14 protein-coding genes and 4 pseudogenes are annotated in these 15,723 nt (G+C 71.6%); 10 read left to right on the forward strand and 8 right to left on the reverse strand.

Annotated features, from left to right (window positions below; all coding sequences use genetic code 11):
* Positions 1 to 623: 623 nt before the first annotated feature.
* Both ACK8N7_RS25540 and ACK8N7_RS25545 read left to right on the forward strand, forming a co-directional pair.
* Positions 624 to 1,060: pseudogene (locus ACK8N7_RS25540) on the forward strand (peptidoglycan-binding domain-containing protein).
* A gap of 255 nt (positions 1,061 to 1,315) precedes the next feature.
* Positions 1,316 to 2,083, forward strand: a complete 768-nt coding sequence (locus ACK8N7_RS25545) for a dienelactone hydrolase family protein (RefSeq protein ID WP_403208246.1) — start codon at positions 1,316 to 1,318, stop codon at positions 2,081 to 2,083.
* A 105-nt stretch (positions 2,084 to 2,188) separates the two neighbouring features.
* On the opposite strand, the gene ACK8N7_RS25550 is transcribed toward ACK8N7_RS25545, so the two are convergent.
* Together ACK8N7_RS25550 and ACK8N7_RS25555 are read right to left on the reverse strand one after the other, a co-directional pair.
* Entirely contained in the window at positions 2,189 to 2,644 is a 456-nt protein-coding gene (locus ACK8N7_RS25550) for a VOC family protein (protein WP_500444233.1), read from the reverse strand.
* A gap of 164 nt (positions 2,645 to 2,808) precedes the next feature.
* Positions 2,809 to 3,300, reverse strand: a complete 492-nt coding sequence (locus tag ACK8N7_RS25555) for an NUDIX hydrolase (protein ID WP_403208249.1) — start codon at positions 3,298 to 3,300, stop codon at positions 2,809 to 2,811.
* 154 nt (positions 3,301 to 3,454) lie between these two features.
* Here ACK8N7_RS25555 and ACK8N7_RS25560 point away from each other — a divergent pair, with 154 nt between their 5' ends.
* On the forward strand, positions 3,455 to 4,687 hold the full coding sequence (locus tag ACK8N7_RS25560; RefSeq protein ID WP_500444234.1) for an alpha/beta hydrolase family protein: 1,233 nt from the start codon (positions 3,455 to 3,457) through the stop codon (positions 4,685 to 4,687).
* Positions 4,688 to 4,850: 163 nt separating this feature from the next.
* Positions 4,851 to 5,819: a glutaminase gene (locus ACK8N7_RS25565; RefSeq protein WP_403208253.1), complete on the forward strand. Its 969-nt coding sequence runs from the start codon at positions 4,851 to 4,853 to the stop codon at positions 5,817 to 5,819.
* Positions 5,820 to 5,832: 13 nt separating this feature from the next.
* On the opposite strand, the pseudogene ACK8N7_RS25570 reads toward ACK8N7_RS25565, so the two are convergent.
* Both ACK8N7_RS25570 and ACK8N7_RS25575 read right to left on the reverse strand, forming a co-directional pair.
* Positions 5,833 to 6,560, reverse strand: a pseudogene (locus ACK8N7_RS25570) (class I SAM-dependent methyltransferase).
* A gap of 26 nt (positions 6,561 to 6,586) precedes the next feature.
* A pseudogene (locus ACK8N7_RS25575) lies at positions 6,587 to 7,703 on the reverse strand (MFS transporter).
* Between ACK8N7_RS25575 and ACK8N7_RS25580 the strand changes: the two are divergent.
* From ACK8N7_RS25580 to ACK8N7_RS25590, 3 genes and pseudogenes are all read left to right on the forward strand, one after another.
* Positions 7,662 to 8,411 (forward strand): annotated as a pseudogene (locus ACK8N7_RS25580) (MmyB family transcriptional regulator); the annotation flags it as partial. The pseudogenes ACK8N7_RS25575 and ACK8N7_RS25580 sit on opposite strands and share 42 nt — an antisense overlap.
* Before the next feature lie 91 nt (positions 8,412 to 8,502).
* Positions 8,503 to 8,778: a hypothetical protein gene (locus ACK8N7_RS25585; protein WP_403208255.1), complete on the forward strand. Its 276-nt coding sequence runs from the start codon at positions 8,503 to 8,505 to the stop codon at positions 8,776 to 8,778.
* A 149-nt stretch (positions 8,779 to 8,927) separates the two neighbouring features.
* Complete coding sequence (locus ACK8N7_RS25590; RefSeq protein ID WP_500444235.1) at positions 8,928 to 9,470, forward strand: DapH/DapD/GlmU-related protein; 543 nt, start codon at positions 8,928 to 8,930, stop codon at positions 9,468 to 9,470.
* Between the two features lie 19 nt (positions 9,471 to 9,489).
* Here the strand turns inward: ACK8N7_RS25590 and ACK8N7_RS25595 are convergent, their stop codons facing one another.
* Entirely contained in the window at positions 9,490 to 10,485 is a 996-nt protein-coding gene (locus tag ACK8N7_RS25595; protein ID WP_500445848.1) for an aldo/keto reductase, read from the reverse strand.
* A 146-nt stretch (positions 10,486 to 10,631) separates the two neighbouring features.
* Between ACK8N7_RS25595 and ACK8N7_RS25600 the strand changes: the two genes are divergently transcribed.
* Positions 10,632 to 11,477, forward strand: a complete 846-nt coding sequence (locus ACK8N7_RS25600) for a helix-turn-helix domain-containing protein (protein ID WP_500444236.1) — start codon at positions 10,632 to 10,634, stop codon at positions 11,475 to 11,477.
* 67 nt (positions 11,478 to 11,544) lie between these two features.
* Here the strand turns inward: ACK8N7_RS25600 and ACK8N7_RS25605 are convergent, their stop codons facing one another.
* Together ACK8N7_RS25605 and ACK8N7_RS25610 are read right to left on the reverse strand one after the other, a co-directional pair.
* A complete protein-coding gene (locus tag ACK8N7_RS25605; protein WP_500444237.1) occupies positions 11,545 to 11,829 on the reverse strand; it encodes a DUF5133 domain-containing protein in 285 nt (94 codons plus the stop codon).
* An 80-nt stretch (positions 11,830 to 11,909) separates the two neighbouring features.
* On the reverse strand, positions 11,910 to 12,764 hold the full coding sequence (locus ACK8N7_RS25610) for a SigB/SigF/SigG family RNA polymerase sigma factor (protein WP_500444238.1): 855 nt from the start codon (positions 12,762 to 12,764) through the stop codon (positions 11,910 to 11,912).
* Positions 12,765 to 12,992: 228 nt separating this feature from the next.
* Here ACK8N7_RS25610 and ACK8N7_RS25615 point away from each other — a divergent pair, with 228 nt between their 5' ends.
* Together ACK8N7_RS25615 and dusB are read left to right on the forward strand one after the other, a co-directional pair.
* Positions 12,993 to 13,562 carry a DoxX family protein gene (locus tag ACK8N7_RS25615; protein WP_403208265.1) on the forward strand — a complete coding sequence of 190 codons (570 nt, stop codon included), beginning with the start codon at positions 12,993 to 12,995 and terminating at the stop codon, positions 13,560 to 13,562.
* A gap of 154 nt (positions 13,563 to 13,716) precedes the next feature.
* Positions 13,717 to 14,865: a tRNA dihydrouridine synthase DusB gene (gene dusB, locus ACK8N7_RS25620; protein WP_403208267.1), complete on the forward strand. Its 1,149-nt coding sequence runs from the start codon at positions 13,717 to 13,719 to the stop codon at positions 14,863 to 14,865.
* Positions 14,866 to 14,939: 74 nt separating this feature from the next.
* Here the strand turns inward: dusB and ACK8N7_RS25625 are convergent, their stop codons facing one another.
* Positions 14,940 to 15,695 carry a GntR family transcriptional regulator gene (locus tag ACK8N7_RS25625; protein ID WP_403208269.1) on the reverse strand — a complete coding sequence of 252 codons (756 nt, stop codon included), beginning with the start codon at positions 15,693 to 15,695 and terminating at the stop codon, positions 14,940 to 14,942.
* Positions 15,696 to 15,723: the final 28 nt, after the last annotated feature.

Genomic DNA, 15,723 nt, shown 5'->3' on the forward strand with positions numbered 1-15,723 from the left:
ATAGCTGTGAGGGGTCTGCGACCGGTCAGGGGGACTGTTGCGCGCGAGCCGCAGCGCAGGAATCGGCAGAGGAGCCGAGCGTACATGTGGCCCCTCGCTTCGTCCTCGAATTCCTGCGCAACGGCGTGATCAGCCCCTGCTGGTCAGGCCTCCGTGAAACCGTCGTCACGACACGGATCACGCTCGATCCCCGGGAAGCCGCCCGGTACGACTGGCTGGCCGAGTCCGAACTCGAAGACCTCGTGCATGGCCGGGAGTTCGCCCCGGACGCTGTTTGCCGGGTCTGCCGGGCTGAGCCTGGAGGCGAACACATACGGGCGCTACCGGCACCGCGTCGCCCATCGTGTCGAGCGCGGTGGGGCGTCCTGCTGTACGAGGATGAAGTCCTCCGCAGGCTCGGCTATGCCGAGGTGGCGAACCCGCCCAAGGTCCAGGTTTCCAGGGGTAGTTGTCTGCAGCTGTACGTCCGGCCGGGGCCCAGAGGCATCCGCGTACCGACCCGTTCCCGAGCGCATCGGCAGCACGCGGAAGAGCTCCTCCGGAACCCGGATGGGTTCGATGACGGTCCGGGTTGGCCTGTGCGCCAAGCCGGGAGAAGATCCCCGGCCAACGGAGGGAAGAACGTGGAGCAGAACAGGCGGAACGGCGTCTCGCGTCGTGGGCTGATCAGAGGCGGGCTGCTGGCGGTGGCGGCATCCGGCGTGGCGGTGGTCGGCCTCGCCGGGCCGGCGAGCGCGGCCGTGATCAATCTCGGCCTCGACAAGCAGGGTGCCCAGCGGATCCAGCGGTGGATCCTCACCATGTACGGCTACAAGGGCAAGATCGACGGGTGCTCGGAACCAACAGTTGGAAGGCGATGCAGCGCTTCCTGGCCACTTGGCCCGACCAGCCCCTTCCCTACAAGGGTGACATCGACGGGATCGTGGGGCTCAAGACGATCGCGTCGCTCCAGGCCAACCTGAAGAAGTTCAACGGCTACACCGGTGACATCGACGGCATCGCCGGACCGGGGACCGAGGCTGCGTTCCGGCGCAAGGCGTACTCCAACCCGCCAGTCTGACCGGCTGAACATCGCAAGCGGCCCGACCTTCAGGGGCCGGGCCAGAAATGCCTCTGCCGGAGGAGGCGTCGAGGCTGAGCCTTGATGTCTCCGCGGACGCGTTCACCGCGTTCGTCGCAGGCCTGCAAGCCGGGCAACTCGGCTCCATCTGTCTGCTGCGGTCCAGCGTCGCCAGTTCAGAGGGACACCCGGGCTGTTCTGCCAGCGGCAGAGCACCGGCCGACCCGGGCTCGACGGTCACTACAGTCCAGTCTCATGACAACGATTACGACGCGTACGGTCGAGTATCCGGCCGACGGTTTGACGATGATCGGGCACCTCGCGCTCCCGGCCGGTGTCGACCGCCGGCCTGCGGTGCTGCTCGGACCGGAGGGCATGGGGCTCAGCGACGTCGAGCGTCGCAGGGCCGATGCTCTCGCCGAGCTGGGATATGTGGCGCTGGCCTTCGACCTTCACGGTGGGCGCTATTTGGGCGACCCCGAGGAGATGCTGGCCCGTTGCCTGCCGCTGCTCGCTGATCCCGACCGGATGCGGGGCATCGGCCATGCGGCGCTCGACGTGTTGCGCACCGAACCGCGGACCGACCCCGACCGGATCGCCGCCGTCGGCTACGGCACCGGGGGCGCCGTCGGGCTGGAACTCGGGCGCGACGGCGTCAGCCTGCGCGCGATCGGGACAGTCAACGCAACTACCACGGGCCGACCGGGCGAGACGGCGCGCATTCGCTGCCCGGTGTGGGCCGGGGTCGGGTCGGAAGACCCGATCATGCCGCCCGCGCAACGGAACGCGTTCACCGCCGAGATGCAGGCCGCGGGCGTCGACTGGCGCCTCACGGTCTATGGCGGCGCCTTGCACGCCTTCCACCACCCGCCGGTCGGCCACCCTGTGGTCCCCGGCGTCGGCTACCACCCTCAGCACGCGCAGCGAGCCTGGCGCGACGTCGTCGACCTGCTCGCCGAGTGCCTGCCCGTGACGGAGGATCTGGGGCATGGCCCAGGTGAGCATCCCGGCGCCGGGTACTGACAGTCCCCACCTCTCAAGTCCGCACAGCAGAACCGAACTCGGGCGGATGCCTGATCGCGGAACGCGTTCGCAACTGCCGCAGTAAATGCACCGCCGCAACGGCCCTCAGATGACGTCGAATTCGTTGCTCTCGGGGTCCTGCATGGCGACGGCGTACAGCCCCATGTCCGGCTCGTCCCTGATCCGCAGCACCGTGGCACCAGCTTCGACCAGCCGTTCCGCCGTAGCCTTGACCCGCTGTGTGCGGACGTCCAGGGGGACGTCACGGCCCCCGCCGACCTTCAGGTCGAAGTGCCACCGGTTCTTGGCGGCCTTCGGCTCCGGAACCTGCTGGAACCACACCCTCGGTCCTCGTCCCGCGGGATCGATGATCGACTCAGGAATGTCCCCGGCACCGGGCGGCAACTCCTCCTCGGGCACCCCCATCGACGCCCAGTACGTACGCCATGTGGCGTGCCCGCCCGGCGGAGGCTCAGGCACGTAGTCGAGGGCCTCGGCCCAGAAGGTCACCATCTTCTGCGGATCGGAGCAGTCGATCGTCAGCTGCAGCGTCATCGCCATGCTCGGAGCATCCCAGAGAGGTCTGACAGGCGATCCGCTTCGCCGGCAGGCCCCAGGATGCTGCAGGAGATCGCGCAGGAGTCAGGCCGTGAGCTGCATACGGTCCACAGATGCGGCACCGTCGGGAGTGGGTGCTTCGATTCGGTGGACCATGCGCATCATTCTCAGAGATGCAACTGATCTGCCGCGTGCGCAGTCCTCAACGAGCGTATGTGGCCAGGGCCTTCAGCCTGTTCGAGCATGCGGAGCGCGTCCGCCACTGCCGGTGACAGCATGGTGTCGTCCCGGAGGTCGGCCAGAGGAATCCACATCACCGCGTCGGTGGAGCCATCGACCTCGGTCACCTCACTCGCCCCGCCCTTGAGGGCAACGGCGTAGAACAACGCCGTGAGGCTCCAGCTCACTCCGTTTCGCCGGACTGCGTAGGTCCGCGCGTCGAGCAGTCGGGCATCGGCGAGTTCACGTCCCGTCTCCTCCCGGAGTTCACGGGACAGGGCTTCCACGGGCTGCTCGCCCGGGTCGATTCCGCCGCCCGGCATGTGCCACAGACCCGGTGTGAAGACCGGTGAGGCGTCCGACAGCCGGGTCAGCAGCAGCCGTTCGTCCTCCACCGCGATGGCGTATGCCGAAACGCGAGTCCGTACGTGAGCGTCCATGGTTCCTGCCCCTCCCCACGCGAAAGCCGACAGAGAGGGACCCTGGCGTCACCAAGATCTACTTCCGCAACAGACCCTGGGCCAGGGCGTTTCCGGGTGGGTCGGCAAGCGCGCGGCGGAACCCCTCCCGCTATTGGTCCAGACCAAATATGGTGTGGCTGGATTCCTCCCCCGATCGCCCCCTCCTCCGAGGAGATACCGGTGTTCACCCGACGCGCAGTCGCTCACCATCGCCCTCGCGGCCCTCGGCTCCGGCGCACTGCCGACCGCCACCGCCGCCGCTCTCCCTCGCTCCCCGGCCGCCACCCCGCCGGTCACGCGCGCCGTGCTGCCGCGCCCCACCGGCAGGCACTCCGTCTCCACCCGCTCCCTGCCGCTCACCGATCTCGGGCGCACGGATCCGTTCGCCTCGCGTCCCGGCCCCCGCAAGCTCATGGTGCAGCTCTGGTACCCCGCCGGCTCCCGGGCTTCCTCGCCCCACCGCCGTAACCCCGTCGCCCCCTACGCCGACCCGGGCACCGCCGCGCCGCTGGAGGCCGACTGGGGAATGCGGCCGGGCGTGCTGAAGGGCGTCGGCACGCACGCGCGTGCCGGAGGCCGCCCCGCCCCCGGGACCCGTTCGGCCGTGGTGCTGAGCCACGGACGCGGCGCCTCGCGCATCCTCACCAGCGGCCTGGCCGAGGAACTCGCCTCCCACGGTCACCTCGTCGCGGCCGTCGACCACACCTACGATGCCGCCGCCGTCCGCTTCCCCGACGGCCGCCTGGGGCTCGGCGCCCTGCCGGCCGAACCGGAGGACTGGGATGCCCAGGACCGGCTGGAGGTCGCCGTGCGGGCCGCGGACCTGCGCTGCGTCGCGGATGCGCTGTGCCGTCGTACCCGCCCCCTCGGCGGGGTCCCCGTCCACCGCGTCGGGCTGCTCGGCCACTCCCTGGGCGGTGCCGCCGCAGCCGAGGCCATGCGGACCGACCGCCGCTTCGTCGCCGGGCTCGACCTGGACGGCGGCCTGTTCGGCACCACGGTGGCGGAGACCGGGCTCGACCGGCCCTTCCTGCTGCTGACCTCCTCACCGGACCACGAGACATGGGCGCGGTGGCGGGCCCACCACCGAAATTGGGGTCGGCACGTGCACCTGAGGGGCGGCGGCCACCTCTCTGCCACCGACGTGCCCGACCTCGCGGCCGCCGCCGGGCTCCGGGAGCGGTGGCCCGAGCCGCTCTTCAGCGACTACCTCGGCACGATCGCACCGCATCGCGCCGCGACGGTCACCCGCGCCTGCGCCACCGCGTTCTTCGACCGGTTCCTGCTTGGGCTCCACCGACCGCTGCTCGACGCCCCCACCCACCGCTATCCCGAGCTCCGGTTCCTCTGGACGCAGGGGGCGTGAACCGGCCGGGGGGCCAGGTCCAGGAGCACGGCTCCGGGGCCTGAAGACAGGCGGCGCGAGGGGATTCTTGGCCGATTTCGGTCGGCGGGTCACACTATGGGCGACCTCCCGCTCCGACTCCGCCCGCCGGGCCCCCTCGCTCCCCTCGCCGTCAGGAATTGCCGTGTCCCACGCCTCCGCCACCCCTCGGGCCAGCACTCCGGCCCCGCGCACCGGCTCCCACCGCTTCAGCGCCGTGATCAGCCGCATAGCCGAGGAGATGGCCACGCTCACCGACCACGGCACCCCCGCCGACTACATACCGATGCTCGCCGGTGCCGACCCCCGGCGGTTCGGCATGGCCGTCGCGGAGCCGGACGGGACCGTCTACGGGGTCGGTGACTGGCAGCAGCCCTTCTCGACGCAGTCCATCTCCAAGGTGTTCGCCCTGGCCCTGGCGCTCTCCCTGGACGGCGAGCAGATATGGCGGGGCGTGGGCCGCGAGCCCTCGGGCAACCCCTTCAACTCTTTGGTTCAGCTGGAGTACGAGAACGGGATTCCCCGTAACCCGTTCATCAACGCAGGCGCCCTCGTGGTGACCGATCGGCTGCAGGCCCTGACCGGGGACGCCGCCGGCCAGGTGCGGGAGCTGCTGCGCTCGGAGAGCGGGAATCCCGCCATCGACTTCATGCCGGAGGTCGCCGCCTCCGAGGCGGCCTTCGGTGACCGCAACGCCGCGCTGGCCCACTTCATGGCCTCCTACGGCAACATCACGCTCCCGGTCCCCGAGCTGCTCGCCGCCTACTTCCGCCAGTGCTCCATCGAGGCGTCCTGCGCGGACCTGGCCCTCTCCGCCGGGTTCCTGGCCCGGCACGGAGTCCGGGCCGACGGCTCCGCGCTGCTGACCCGCAGCCAGGCCAAGCAGGTCAACGCGGTCATGCTCACCTGCGGGACGTACGACGCGGCCGGAGAGTTCGCCTACCGGGTGGGGCTGCCGGGCAAGAGCGGTGTCGGCGGCGGAATCATCGCCATCGTGCCCGGGGTGTGCACCCTGTGCGTCTGGAGCCCGGGCCTAGACCGGCGCGGCAACTCGGTGGCGGGCGTGTCGGCCCTCGACCGCTTCACCACGCTCACCGGGCTGTCCGTCTTCTGACGTGCTGCCGGGCCTACTTCAAGGCGACCAGACGGTACTGCGGGTCAGGCCGGGCCGCGTCCTGGTCCGGTAGGGCGGCGAGGCGGCGGCGTACGTCGGCCACCTGGTCCGGGGAGGCGTGCGTGCACCATGAGATGTGGCCCGCGTCGATCGCCTCGCGCCGGCTGCGGCCCTGCCCGGTGCCGGGGAACTCCGTCCGGGCCGTGAGCGCCAGCCCCAGTTCCGTCGCCCGGTCGAGCACGCGGGTGATGCTGTCGGGCACATGGGGTGCGTACTGGTGCCGCAGGTCCGCCGTGACCCGGGCGATGTCGCTGTCCTCGGCGAAGTACGCGTCGTTCTTGTCGACGGTGGTGATCAGCACCCCGCCGGGCCGCAGCACCCTGGCCGCCTCGGCCAGCACCGGTTCGGGGTGCGGCAGCAGGTGGAGCAACCAGACGATCACGACGGCGTCCACCGCGTCCGAAGCGAAGGGCAGCCTCGTGGCGTCGCCCCGTACGACACCTCCCGGCACCCGCCGCCCGGCAAGGCCCAGCATCCCGGGCGAACGGTCGACGCCCACCACTCTCCGCCCCGGGCGCAGCAGCCGTCCGGTCACGATGCCCGTACCGCACGCGATGTCCAGGATCGTGCAGGGCCCTTGCGGCAGCAGCCGTTCCACCGCGTCCGCCGCGGCCCAAGGGCCCTCGGTTCGCCGCCGCGGGACGCGTCGTAGTCCCGCGCCTCGTCGTCGTAATCCAGCACCTGTCCCCGTCCCCTCCCCGGCCTGCTCAGGCCACCGTACGCGGCAGCCGCAGGCTCAGTCCGACCGTCAGGGCCACCGCCGCCAGCGCCAGGAACAGAGTGCCTAGCGTGGCCACCCCGAGGGCCAGTGCCGCCTGCTGCGTCGTCGTCATCACGCCGCCGCCCACCCCGGCCTTCTCGGGCGGTACGTCGGAGAGCACGATCCGGAAGAGTACGGGGAGCTGGAGGCCCTGGCCGAGGCCCGCGACGGCCACACCCGGCAGGAGGCCCCACAGGCCGAGGCCCTGCCACGCGAAGTGCACGGTCAGCACCAGCACCACCACGCCCACCGCCTGGATCAGCCCGCCCGCCGTGACGATGCGGGTGCCGTAGCGGCGGATCAGCCGGGGGCCCGCGAGTGAGGCCGCGAAGAACGCCAGGGCCATCGGGGCCAGCGAGAGACCGGACCCAGGTCCACAGCCGCCACCCGGCGGCCCGCCCCTCCGTGAGCGGGGCCAGCAGCGTCACCAGGGACAGGGCCAGGAGGAGCGTCCCGGGTACGTCGACGGGTGCGGGGCGGTCCGAGCGCGTCTCCGGCACCGCGCGGGCGGCCAGGATCAGGCCCACCACCGCCACCGGCACGTTCACCAGGAACACCGACCGCCATCCCGCGCTCTCGCCGAACACCGAGGACATCGGGGCGGCGGCGACCAGCACCCCGCCCAGGATCTGGCCCGCGACCATGGAGAGCCCGGCCGTCGCCCCGTACAGGCTCATCGCCCGGGCCCGGCGCGGGCCCCGCGTCGCCGCCTGGATCGTGGCCAGCACCTGCGGCAGCATCAGCGCGGCGGCGGCGCCCTGCGCGACCCGGGCGCCGACGAGCGTCCAGGCGTCGGGGGCGAGTCCGCAGGCCAGTGACGTGATTCCGAAGGCCGCCATGCCGACGAGGAACAGCCGCCTCCGGCCCACCATGTCGCCGAGCCTCCCGCCGAGGACCAGCAGGACGGCGTACGCGAGGCCGTAGCCCGCGACGACGAGTTCGAGCAGGGCGGGGCCCGCGTTCAGGTCGCGGTCGATCGTGGGCAGGGCCACGTTGACGATGAAGAAGTCGATGAGCGGGAGCGCGGCTCCCAGCAGCGGCTGCGCCGCGAGGAGGTCGCCCAGCTCTCGGCGGTCGGGGTCACCTGGTACACGTGGCTGGAGCAGGCCCGGGACATCCAGGTGTCCGCCCAGGTGCTGGACGCCCTCGCCCGCGCCCTGCTGCTCGACCCGAGCGAACGCGCCCACCTCTTCGCCCTCTCCGAGGCCGCCGACCCGGCCCCCGGCACGGAGTGCCCCACCGTGACCCCGGCGCTGCGGACCATGCTGGAGCAGCTGGACCCCATTCCGGCCTGCGTCCAGAACAGCCGGTACGACGTCCTCGCGTACAACCGCACCTACTCCCGGCTGCTCTGCGACCTCGACGCGCTGCCGCCCGAGGACCGCAACTGCCTGCTGCTGGCCTTCACCCACGACGAGTGGCGGGCCTCCGTCGTCGACCTGCCCGAGGTCACCCGGATGATGGCCGCCAAGTTCCGGGCCTCGATGGCCGGGCACCTGGCCGAGCCCGCCTGGAAGGCGCTGCTGCACCGGCTGGAGACGCGGTCGCCGGAGTTCCGGGAGGTGTGGGAGCGCCACGAGGTGGTCGACCAGCGGGGGCGGACCAAGTACATCCGCAACGCGCGGGTGGGGCTGCTCCACGTCGAGCACACCAACCTCTGGCTCGGCCCGGCGAGCGGGCCGAGCCTGGTCAGCTACCCGCCGGTGGACGACGAGACCCGCGCGCGGCTGGACCGGCTGCACCGGATCGCCCTTGCCGCCGACTCCAAGTAGGTGTGTCAGCAAGGAACTTCGGGGCACCCGAGGGGCAGGCCGGTCCACGTCGGGACCGGATCTCGCAGCGACCGTCCCGAAGGAGCGACAGATGGCTACGCAGTACGGCAACCAGCAGCCGACCGGGCAGCAGCATCACGGCGCGCCCCAGCGTGGGGCGGACAACAACGTGCTCAGCATCATCGCGATCGTCCTGGGCGTGATCGGGTTCATCTTCCTGCCGATCGTGTTCGCCCTGGCCGGCCTGGTGCTGGCCATCGTCGCCAAGACCGTCCGGCACGAGCGGCTCTCCACCGTCGCCATCGTCGTCAGCGCCATCGGGCTGGTGGGCGGCATGGTCATCGGAGCGGTCTTCGCGAGCATGTGAGCCGGTTGAGGACCGGTGGCCCGAGGCGTACTACGCCTCGGGCCACCGGTGTTCTCGGCGCTCGCCGGACGCGCTGTTCTCGGCGCTCGCCGGACGCGCTGCTCTCGGCGCTCGACGGGCCGGATCGAGCAGATGGCAGGGTGACACCCATGCCCAGTGACCGTCTCATGCGCATCCACAGCCCCGAGTTCCAGACCATGGCCGACCGGGTCCTCCGAGTCACCGAGCTGACCTCCCGGCTGAATGTCCTGCCCTTCGACGACGAGGAGGGCAGAGCGGCCCTGTTCGCGCAGATCCTCGGCAGACCGCTGCCCGCGCGGGTCACGATCTACCCGCCCTTCTTCACCGACCACGGCCTCCGGCTCGATCTGGCCGAGCGGGTGTTCATCAACCAGAACTGCACGTTCCTGGACCACGCCGGGATCCGGCTCGACGAGCGCGTGATGGTCGGCCCGAAGGCGACCTTCATCACCAGCGGCCACCCGGTCGACCCGGTGGAGCGGCGTCTCTATCTCACCGGCGGCCCCATCCATGTGGAGGAGAACGTCTGGATCGGAGCCGGCGCCACGATCCTGCCCGGCGTCACCATCGGCAAGGACGCCGTGATCGCCGCCGGTGCGGTGGTGGCCGAGGACGTTCCGGCGGCGACCCTGGTGACCGGCCCGAAAGCCACGGTGAACCGCCGGTGGTGACACCGTCCGCCCGGGACGTTCAGTTGCCCACGCCGAGGCCGGACATGAACGCGGCCGGGTAACGGTCGCCGCGCGCCGTACCCGCGGGCACCGCCGTCTCGATGGCGGCGAGATCCTCCGCGGTCAGACGGACGTTCAGCGCGGGCAGGGCCTCGGCCAGACGCTCACGGGTACGGGCGCCGACGAGCGGCACGATGTCCGGACCCTGGGCGGCGACCCAGGCGATGGCAAGCTGGGCGACCGTGCACCCCTTCTCCGAGGCGATGGCGCGCAGCGCTTCGACGAGGGCCAGGTTGTGCTCGACGTTCCCCGCGGCGAAGCGCGGACTGACGGTACGCATGTCACCGGGCTCGGATGCCCGGTCGGCGGACCAGTGGCCCGAGATCAGCCCCCGGCTGAGGACGCCGTACGGGGTGAGCCCGATGCCCAGCTCCCGCAGGGTGGGCAGCACCTCCGCCTCGACGGCGCGGGAGATCAGCGAATACTCGATCTGAAGGTCGGCGACGGGGTGGACGGCGTGCGCCCGGCGGATCGTCGCGGCGCCGACCTCCGAAAGCCCGATGTGGCGTACGTACCCGGCGTCGACCATCTCCTTGATCGCGCCGACCGTCTCCTCGATCGGCACGGCGGGGTCCAGCCGGGCGGGACGGTAGACGTCGATGTGGTCGGTGCCCAGGCGGTTCAGCGAGTACGCAAGGAAGTTCTTCACCGCTTCGGGACGGCCGTCCTGCCCGCTGAACTCATGGCCCGGCCCCCGCAGCGCCCCGAACTTGACGCTCAGCGCGTAGCTGTCCCGGTCCCGGCCCCGGAGGGCCTCGGCCAGCAGCAGTTCGTTGTGGCCCATGGCGTAGAAGTCGCCGGTGTCGATCAGGCTGACCCCCGCGTCCAGGGCGGCGTGCACGGTCGCGACGGACTCCGCGCGGTCGGCCGCGCCGTAGGCGCCCGACATCCCCATGGCCCCGAGTCCGAGGGCGGAGACGGCGGGCCCGCCGGTGCCGAGGGTGCGTGTCGGCAAGCTGTGCGTGGCATGCATGGAACTCTCCTTCGTCGGGGTCTCTCCCTGCCACCTTGCGCCCGCGCGGACCGGCGCGGGAGCGGAGCGTCGATCATGGGAGAGCCGCTCCCTGGATGAGGCAGCCGGGGCGAGGGACCATGGAGGACATGGAACGCGAAGAGCTGGCCGACTTCCTGCGCAGGCGCCGTCAGGCGATCCAGCCGGCCGAGGTCGGCATCACCGCGAGCCCTCGCCGCCGTACCGCCGGGCTGCGGCGCGAGGAGGTGGCCCTGCTCGCCGGGATGTCCGTGGACTACGTCGTACGCCTGGAACAGGGCCGCAGCAGCCGGCCCTCCGCTCAGCTCCTCGGCGCCCTCTCCCGGGCCCTGCGGCTGTCCAACGACGAACACGACCACCTGTTCCACCTGGCGGGCCACCAGCCTCCGGCCCACGGGGAGGCGGCCAGGCGGGCCCGCGCCGGTCTGGTGCGCATGCTCGACCTGCTGGGCGACACCCCGGCCCTGGTCCTCTCCGACCTCGGCGAGATCCTGGCCCAGAACCGGGCCGCGATCCTGCTCCACGGCGACCACACGGGCTTCACCGGCGACCGCCGCTATCTGGTCCACCGCTGGTTCACCGACCCCGCCGTCCGGGCCGGCCACCCGCCGGAGGAGGTGAGCCGCCAGTCCCGTCAGCTGGTGGCCGACCTCCGCGCGACCGCCGGCCGCCGGGGCGGCGACCCGGAGGTCACCGGCCTGGTCGACCGGCTCCAGGCCGAGAGCGAGGACTTCCGCCGCCTCTGGACCGAACACGCGGTCGCTGTCCGCCGCGCCGACCGCAAGACCCTGCTGCATCCGCGCGTGGGCCGCCTGGAACTGGACTGCGAGACCCTGGTCACCCCCGACCAGGGGCAGCTGCTGCTGGTCCTCACCCCGGCGGACGGGGAGACCCGCAGGCGGATGGAGCTGCTGCGGGTGCTCGGTACGCAGGAGTTCGCCGCGGAGAGGTCCTGACGCCAAGAAGGGCGGCGGGACTGCCTGCCATGGATCAGCCACCCCGCCCCTTCGTCGCTCATGCCGCTCAGGAAGCGGAGGAGTACGGTGCTGCTCCCGGGGGTGTGCGCCGCTGCTCAGGGATGTCGGGCAGGGAGTGCGCCGCTGCCGCCGGCGCGGTCCGCAGGACGGCCTCCGCGGCGAGCAGCGCGTCCTGCACGGTGCGGGTGCCGGTGGTGGTGACGCACAGGGTGTACGTCACGTCCTCCAGACTCCGCTGCAACTCGTAGGGGGGTTCCTGGGAGTGTTCCAACTGCAGCTCGTAGTAACGGGCCAGCAGCGTGCGCACCCTGTCGGGGCGGGGGAGCGGCATGGGGGCACCATCCGTCACATCGGTGGTGTGACCGACCTTGTGCCCCCTGTAGCCGCTCCCACCCCGGCGACATCAAGCGTTCACTTCTCGGTGAGCAGTCCCGCACGCAGTCTGGCGAGGATGCGGTTGAGCAGCCGCGAGACGTGCATCTGGGAGAGCCCGAGCCGCTCCCCGATCTGGGCCTGGGTCATTTCCTGGCCGAAGCGCATGGAGATGATGGTGCGCTCGCGCTCATCCAGATCCTGGAGGAGCGGGGCGAGCGCGTGGAGGTTCTCGACCAGCTCCATGGCCGCGTCCGGTTCGCCCATCACATCGGCGTAGGACCGGGTTCCCGCCTCCTGCTCGGGGCCGGTGGGCGGGACTTCCAGGGAGCCCGCGGTGTAGCCGTTGGCGGCGACGAGGCCCTCGATGACCTCCTCCTCGCCGATGCCGAGGTGGGTGGCGAGCTCGGCGACGGTCGGGTCGCGGTCCAGGTCGCCGGCGAGCTGCTCCTTGGCCTTGGCGAGCGTCACCCGGAGTTCCTGGAGGCGCCTGGGCACATGGACCGACCAGGTGGAGTCACGGAAGAAGCGCTTGATCTCGCCGACGATGTAGGGGATCGCGAACGAGGTGAACTCGACCTCGCGCGACAGCTCGAAGCGGTCGATCGCCTTGATCAGGCCGATGGTGCCGACCTGGATGATCTCCTCCATCTGGCCGTCTCCGCGATTGCGGAAGCGCTTCGCCGCGAACTGCACCAGCGACAGGTTCATCTCGATCAGCGTGTTGCGCGCGTACTGGTACTCGTGCGTGCCCTCTTCGAGGACCTGGAGCCGGTCGAAGAACAGTTTGCTCAGGTCCCGGGCATCCCGGGGCCGCACCGCCGACGGATCGACGTACGGCAGCGGCGACGGCTCCGTGACCACCGAGGCCGCCGTCTGCGCACCCACCACCATGATCTTCTCCCCAAGCTCTCGGACACGCTGCGCCCTGCACCGGTCAGGGGCGGCCGGTACCCCCACATCCTCCGGGTACACCTGCACGGCATATTTTTCTACGCGATGCAGATCCGACGGCGCTCCGCGAGGGAAGGGCCGGCCGCGCGACACCGAGGCCACGCCCCTGCCCGCCACCCGGGATGTCGCAGCGGGTGTGGTGCACCCCGGTCGGGGAAGCTGACGGACATGGCTGTTCTGCGCAGAGTCGCCCGGCCCTTGTTGGCCTCGAAGTTCATCCGTGACGGGTACGCGGCGGTACGCAACCCGGTCCCCCGTGACTCCTCCGGGAGGACCGGCAACGACCCGGGGGTCGTGAGACTCGCCTCGCGGGTCTCCTTCCTCCCGGAGGATCCCGGGCAGCTCGCACGTGTCCAGGGGGCCGTGCAGCTCGGCGCCGGCGTCCTCCTCGCGCTGGGGCGTGCGCCGCGGCTGGCATCGGCGGCGCTCGCGGTGACGCTGGTGCCGGCGGCCCTCGCCGCCTACTCCGACGGGGCGGCCGAGGACCCCGAAGAACGCTCGGCCCGCCGGGCCGAGCTGCTCGCGAACGTATCCCTGCTCGGCGGCCTCCTCATCGCCGCGGCCGACACTCATGGCAAGCCCTCGCTCGCCTTCCGCACCCGCCACACCGCAGGCCACGCGTCCGACGCCCTCACCCACCGGGCGCACGCCGTCGCCGACCGGGTCGGCGACGTGACGGACACGGCGGTGCACGGCGTCACGGACTCCGTGGCTGCGGCCCGCAAGCACCTTCCCTGAGGACACCGCACCGAGGCCGGCCGCATCACGCATGCGGCCGGCCTCGGTGCGGAACGACTCCTCCGTCCGGCCCGACGCCGCCGAGGACCGAGGCCGTGCCGCCCGACCGCCACGCCCGGGCGGCCACCCCTCCGGCGTACGCGACAATGGAGCAATGACCACGCTCGCCCCCGCTCTCCCGCAGCTCCGCATCGGCCCGCACACCGTGCAGCCGCCAGTGGTGCTCGCGCCCATGGCCGGCATCACCAACGCCCCGTTCCGGACGCTGTGCCGGGAGTTCTCCGGGGGCAAGGGGCTGTTCGTCAGCGAGATGATCACCACGCGGGCGCTGGTCGAGCGCAACGAGAAGACCATGCAGCTGATCCACTTCGACGCGACCGAGACCCCGCGCTCGATCCAGCTGTACGGGGTGGACCCGGTCACCGTCGGCAAGGCGGTCCGGATGATCGTCGACGAGAACCTCGCCGACCACATCGACCTGAACTTCGGCTGCCCGGTCCCCAAGGTCACCCGCAAGGGCGGCGGCTCCGCGCTGCCGTACAAGCGGCCCCTGCTGCGGGCCATCCTCAACCAGGCCGTCTCCAACGCCGGTGACCTCCCCGTCACCATCAAGATGCGCAAGGGCATCGACGACGACCACATCACCTTCCTCGACGCGGGCCGCATCGCCGTCGAGGAGGGCGTCACCGCCGTCGCCCTGCACGGCAGGACCGCCGCCCAGCACTACGGCGGCACCGCCGACTGGGACGCCATCGCCCGGCTCAAGGAGCACGTCCCGGAGATCCCCGTCCTCGGCAACGGGGACATCTGGTGTGCCGACGACGCCCTGCGGATGATGCGGGAGACCGGCTGCGACGGAGTCGTCGTCGGGCGCGGATGCCTGGGGCGGCCCTGGCTCTTCGCCGACCTGGTGAACGCCATGGAGGGCAGCCCCACCCGGCACGCGCCGACCCTGCGCGAGGTCGCGGACGTCATGGTGCGCCACGCGACGCTGCTGGGGGAGTGGATCGGCGACGAGACCCGTGGCGTGATCGACTTCCGTAAGCACGTCGCCTGGTATCTGAAGGGGTTCGCCGTCGGATCGGAGATGCGCAAGAAGCTGGCGATCACCTCCTCGCTGGAGGAGCTGGGCGGTCAGCTGCACGAGCTGGACCTCGACCAGCCCTGGCCGGACGGCGCCGACGGGCCGCGCGGGCGCACCTCGGGCAACAACCGGGTCGTCCTGCCGGACGGCTGGCTCAAGGACCCCTACGACTGCTCGGGCATCAGCGCCGACGCGGAGCTGGACACCTCCGGCGGCTGAGTCCGTACGCGTACGAGCGCGGCTCAGCCCGTACGCGTACGAGGCGGCAGAGCCCGTACGCGTACGGGAAGTTCTCAGCCCCGCACGTCCGGCCCCGCCCTGCGTTCCAGCGGGGCCGCCCCCGCGGAGTTCATCACGTTGAAGACCACGCTGCCCGCCCGGTAGCGGTCGTCCGTCCACTCGATGGCCCGGCCCGCCGCCGTGTACGTCAGGTGGCGCTGGCGCAGCAGCGGGCTGGCCCGGCGCACCCGCAGCAGCCGGGCGTCCTCGCTGCCCGCCGCGACCGCGTCGATCAGGTGCTCGCCGTAGTGCGCGACGATGTCCGCCCGCTCCGCGATGCTGTCCATGATCGAGACGCAGTCCTCCGGCAGCTCCAGGACGGCCGGCGCCACCCAGCCCGCGTACACGGTCCGCTCGACCATCACCGGCTCCCCGTCCAGCCATCGCAGCCGCAGCACGTACAGCACCTCGCTGCCCGGCTCCGCGTCCAGGCGTTCGGCCTCCTCGTCGGTCGCCGTCCGCACCGTGCGGGTCAGGATGCGGCTGGCTACCTCGCACCCCATCGCCTGCGCCCACTGCGCGAAGCTGTTGAGCTGCTGGAAGCTCTGGCGCCGCTCCTGGCGCAGCACGACCCGGCGGGCTCCCTGCCGGGAGCCGATCAGCCCCTCGGACGCGAGCAGCGCCACCGCCTGGCGGACCGTGCCGCGCGAGACCTCCCAGCGGGCGGAGAGGTCGCTCTCCGACGGCAGTCGTGAGCCGAGCGGGTAGGTGCCGGTGCGGATGGCGTGCCGCAGCGACTCGGCGATCTCCCGGTAGCGCGTAGCGCCCATGCGTCCCCCTCGGCCGTCAATGCGCAGG

The sequence above is a fragment of the Streptomyces griseobrunneus genome (assembly GCF_046713465.1).
GTDB lineage: Bacteria > Actinomycetota > Actinomycetes > Streptomycetales > Streptomycetaceae > Streptomyces > Streptomyces microflavus.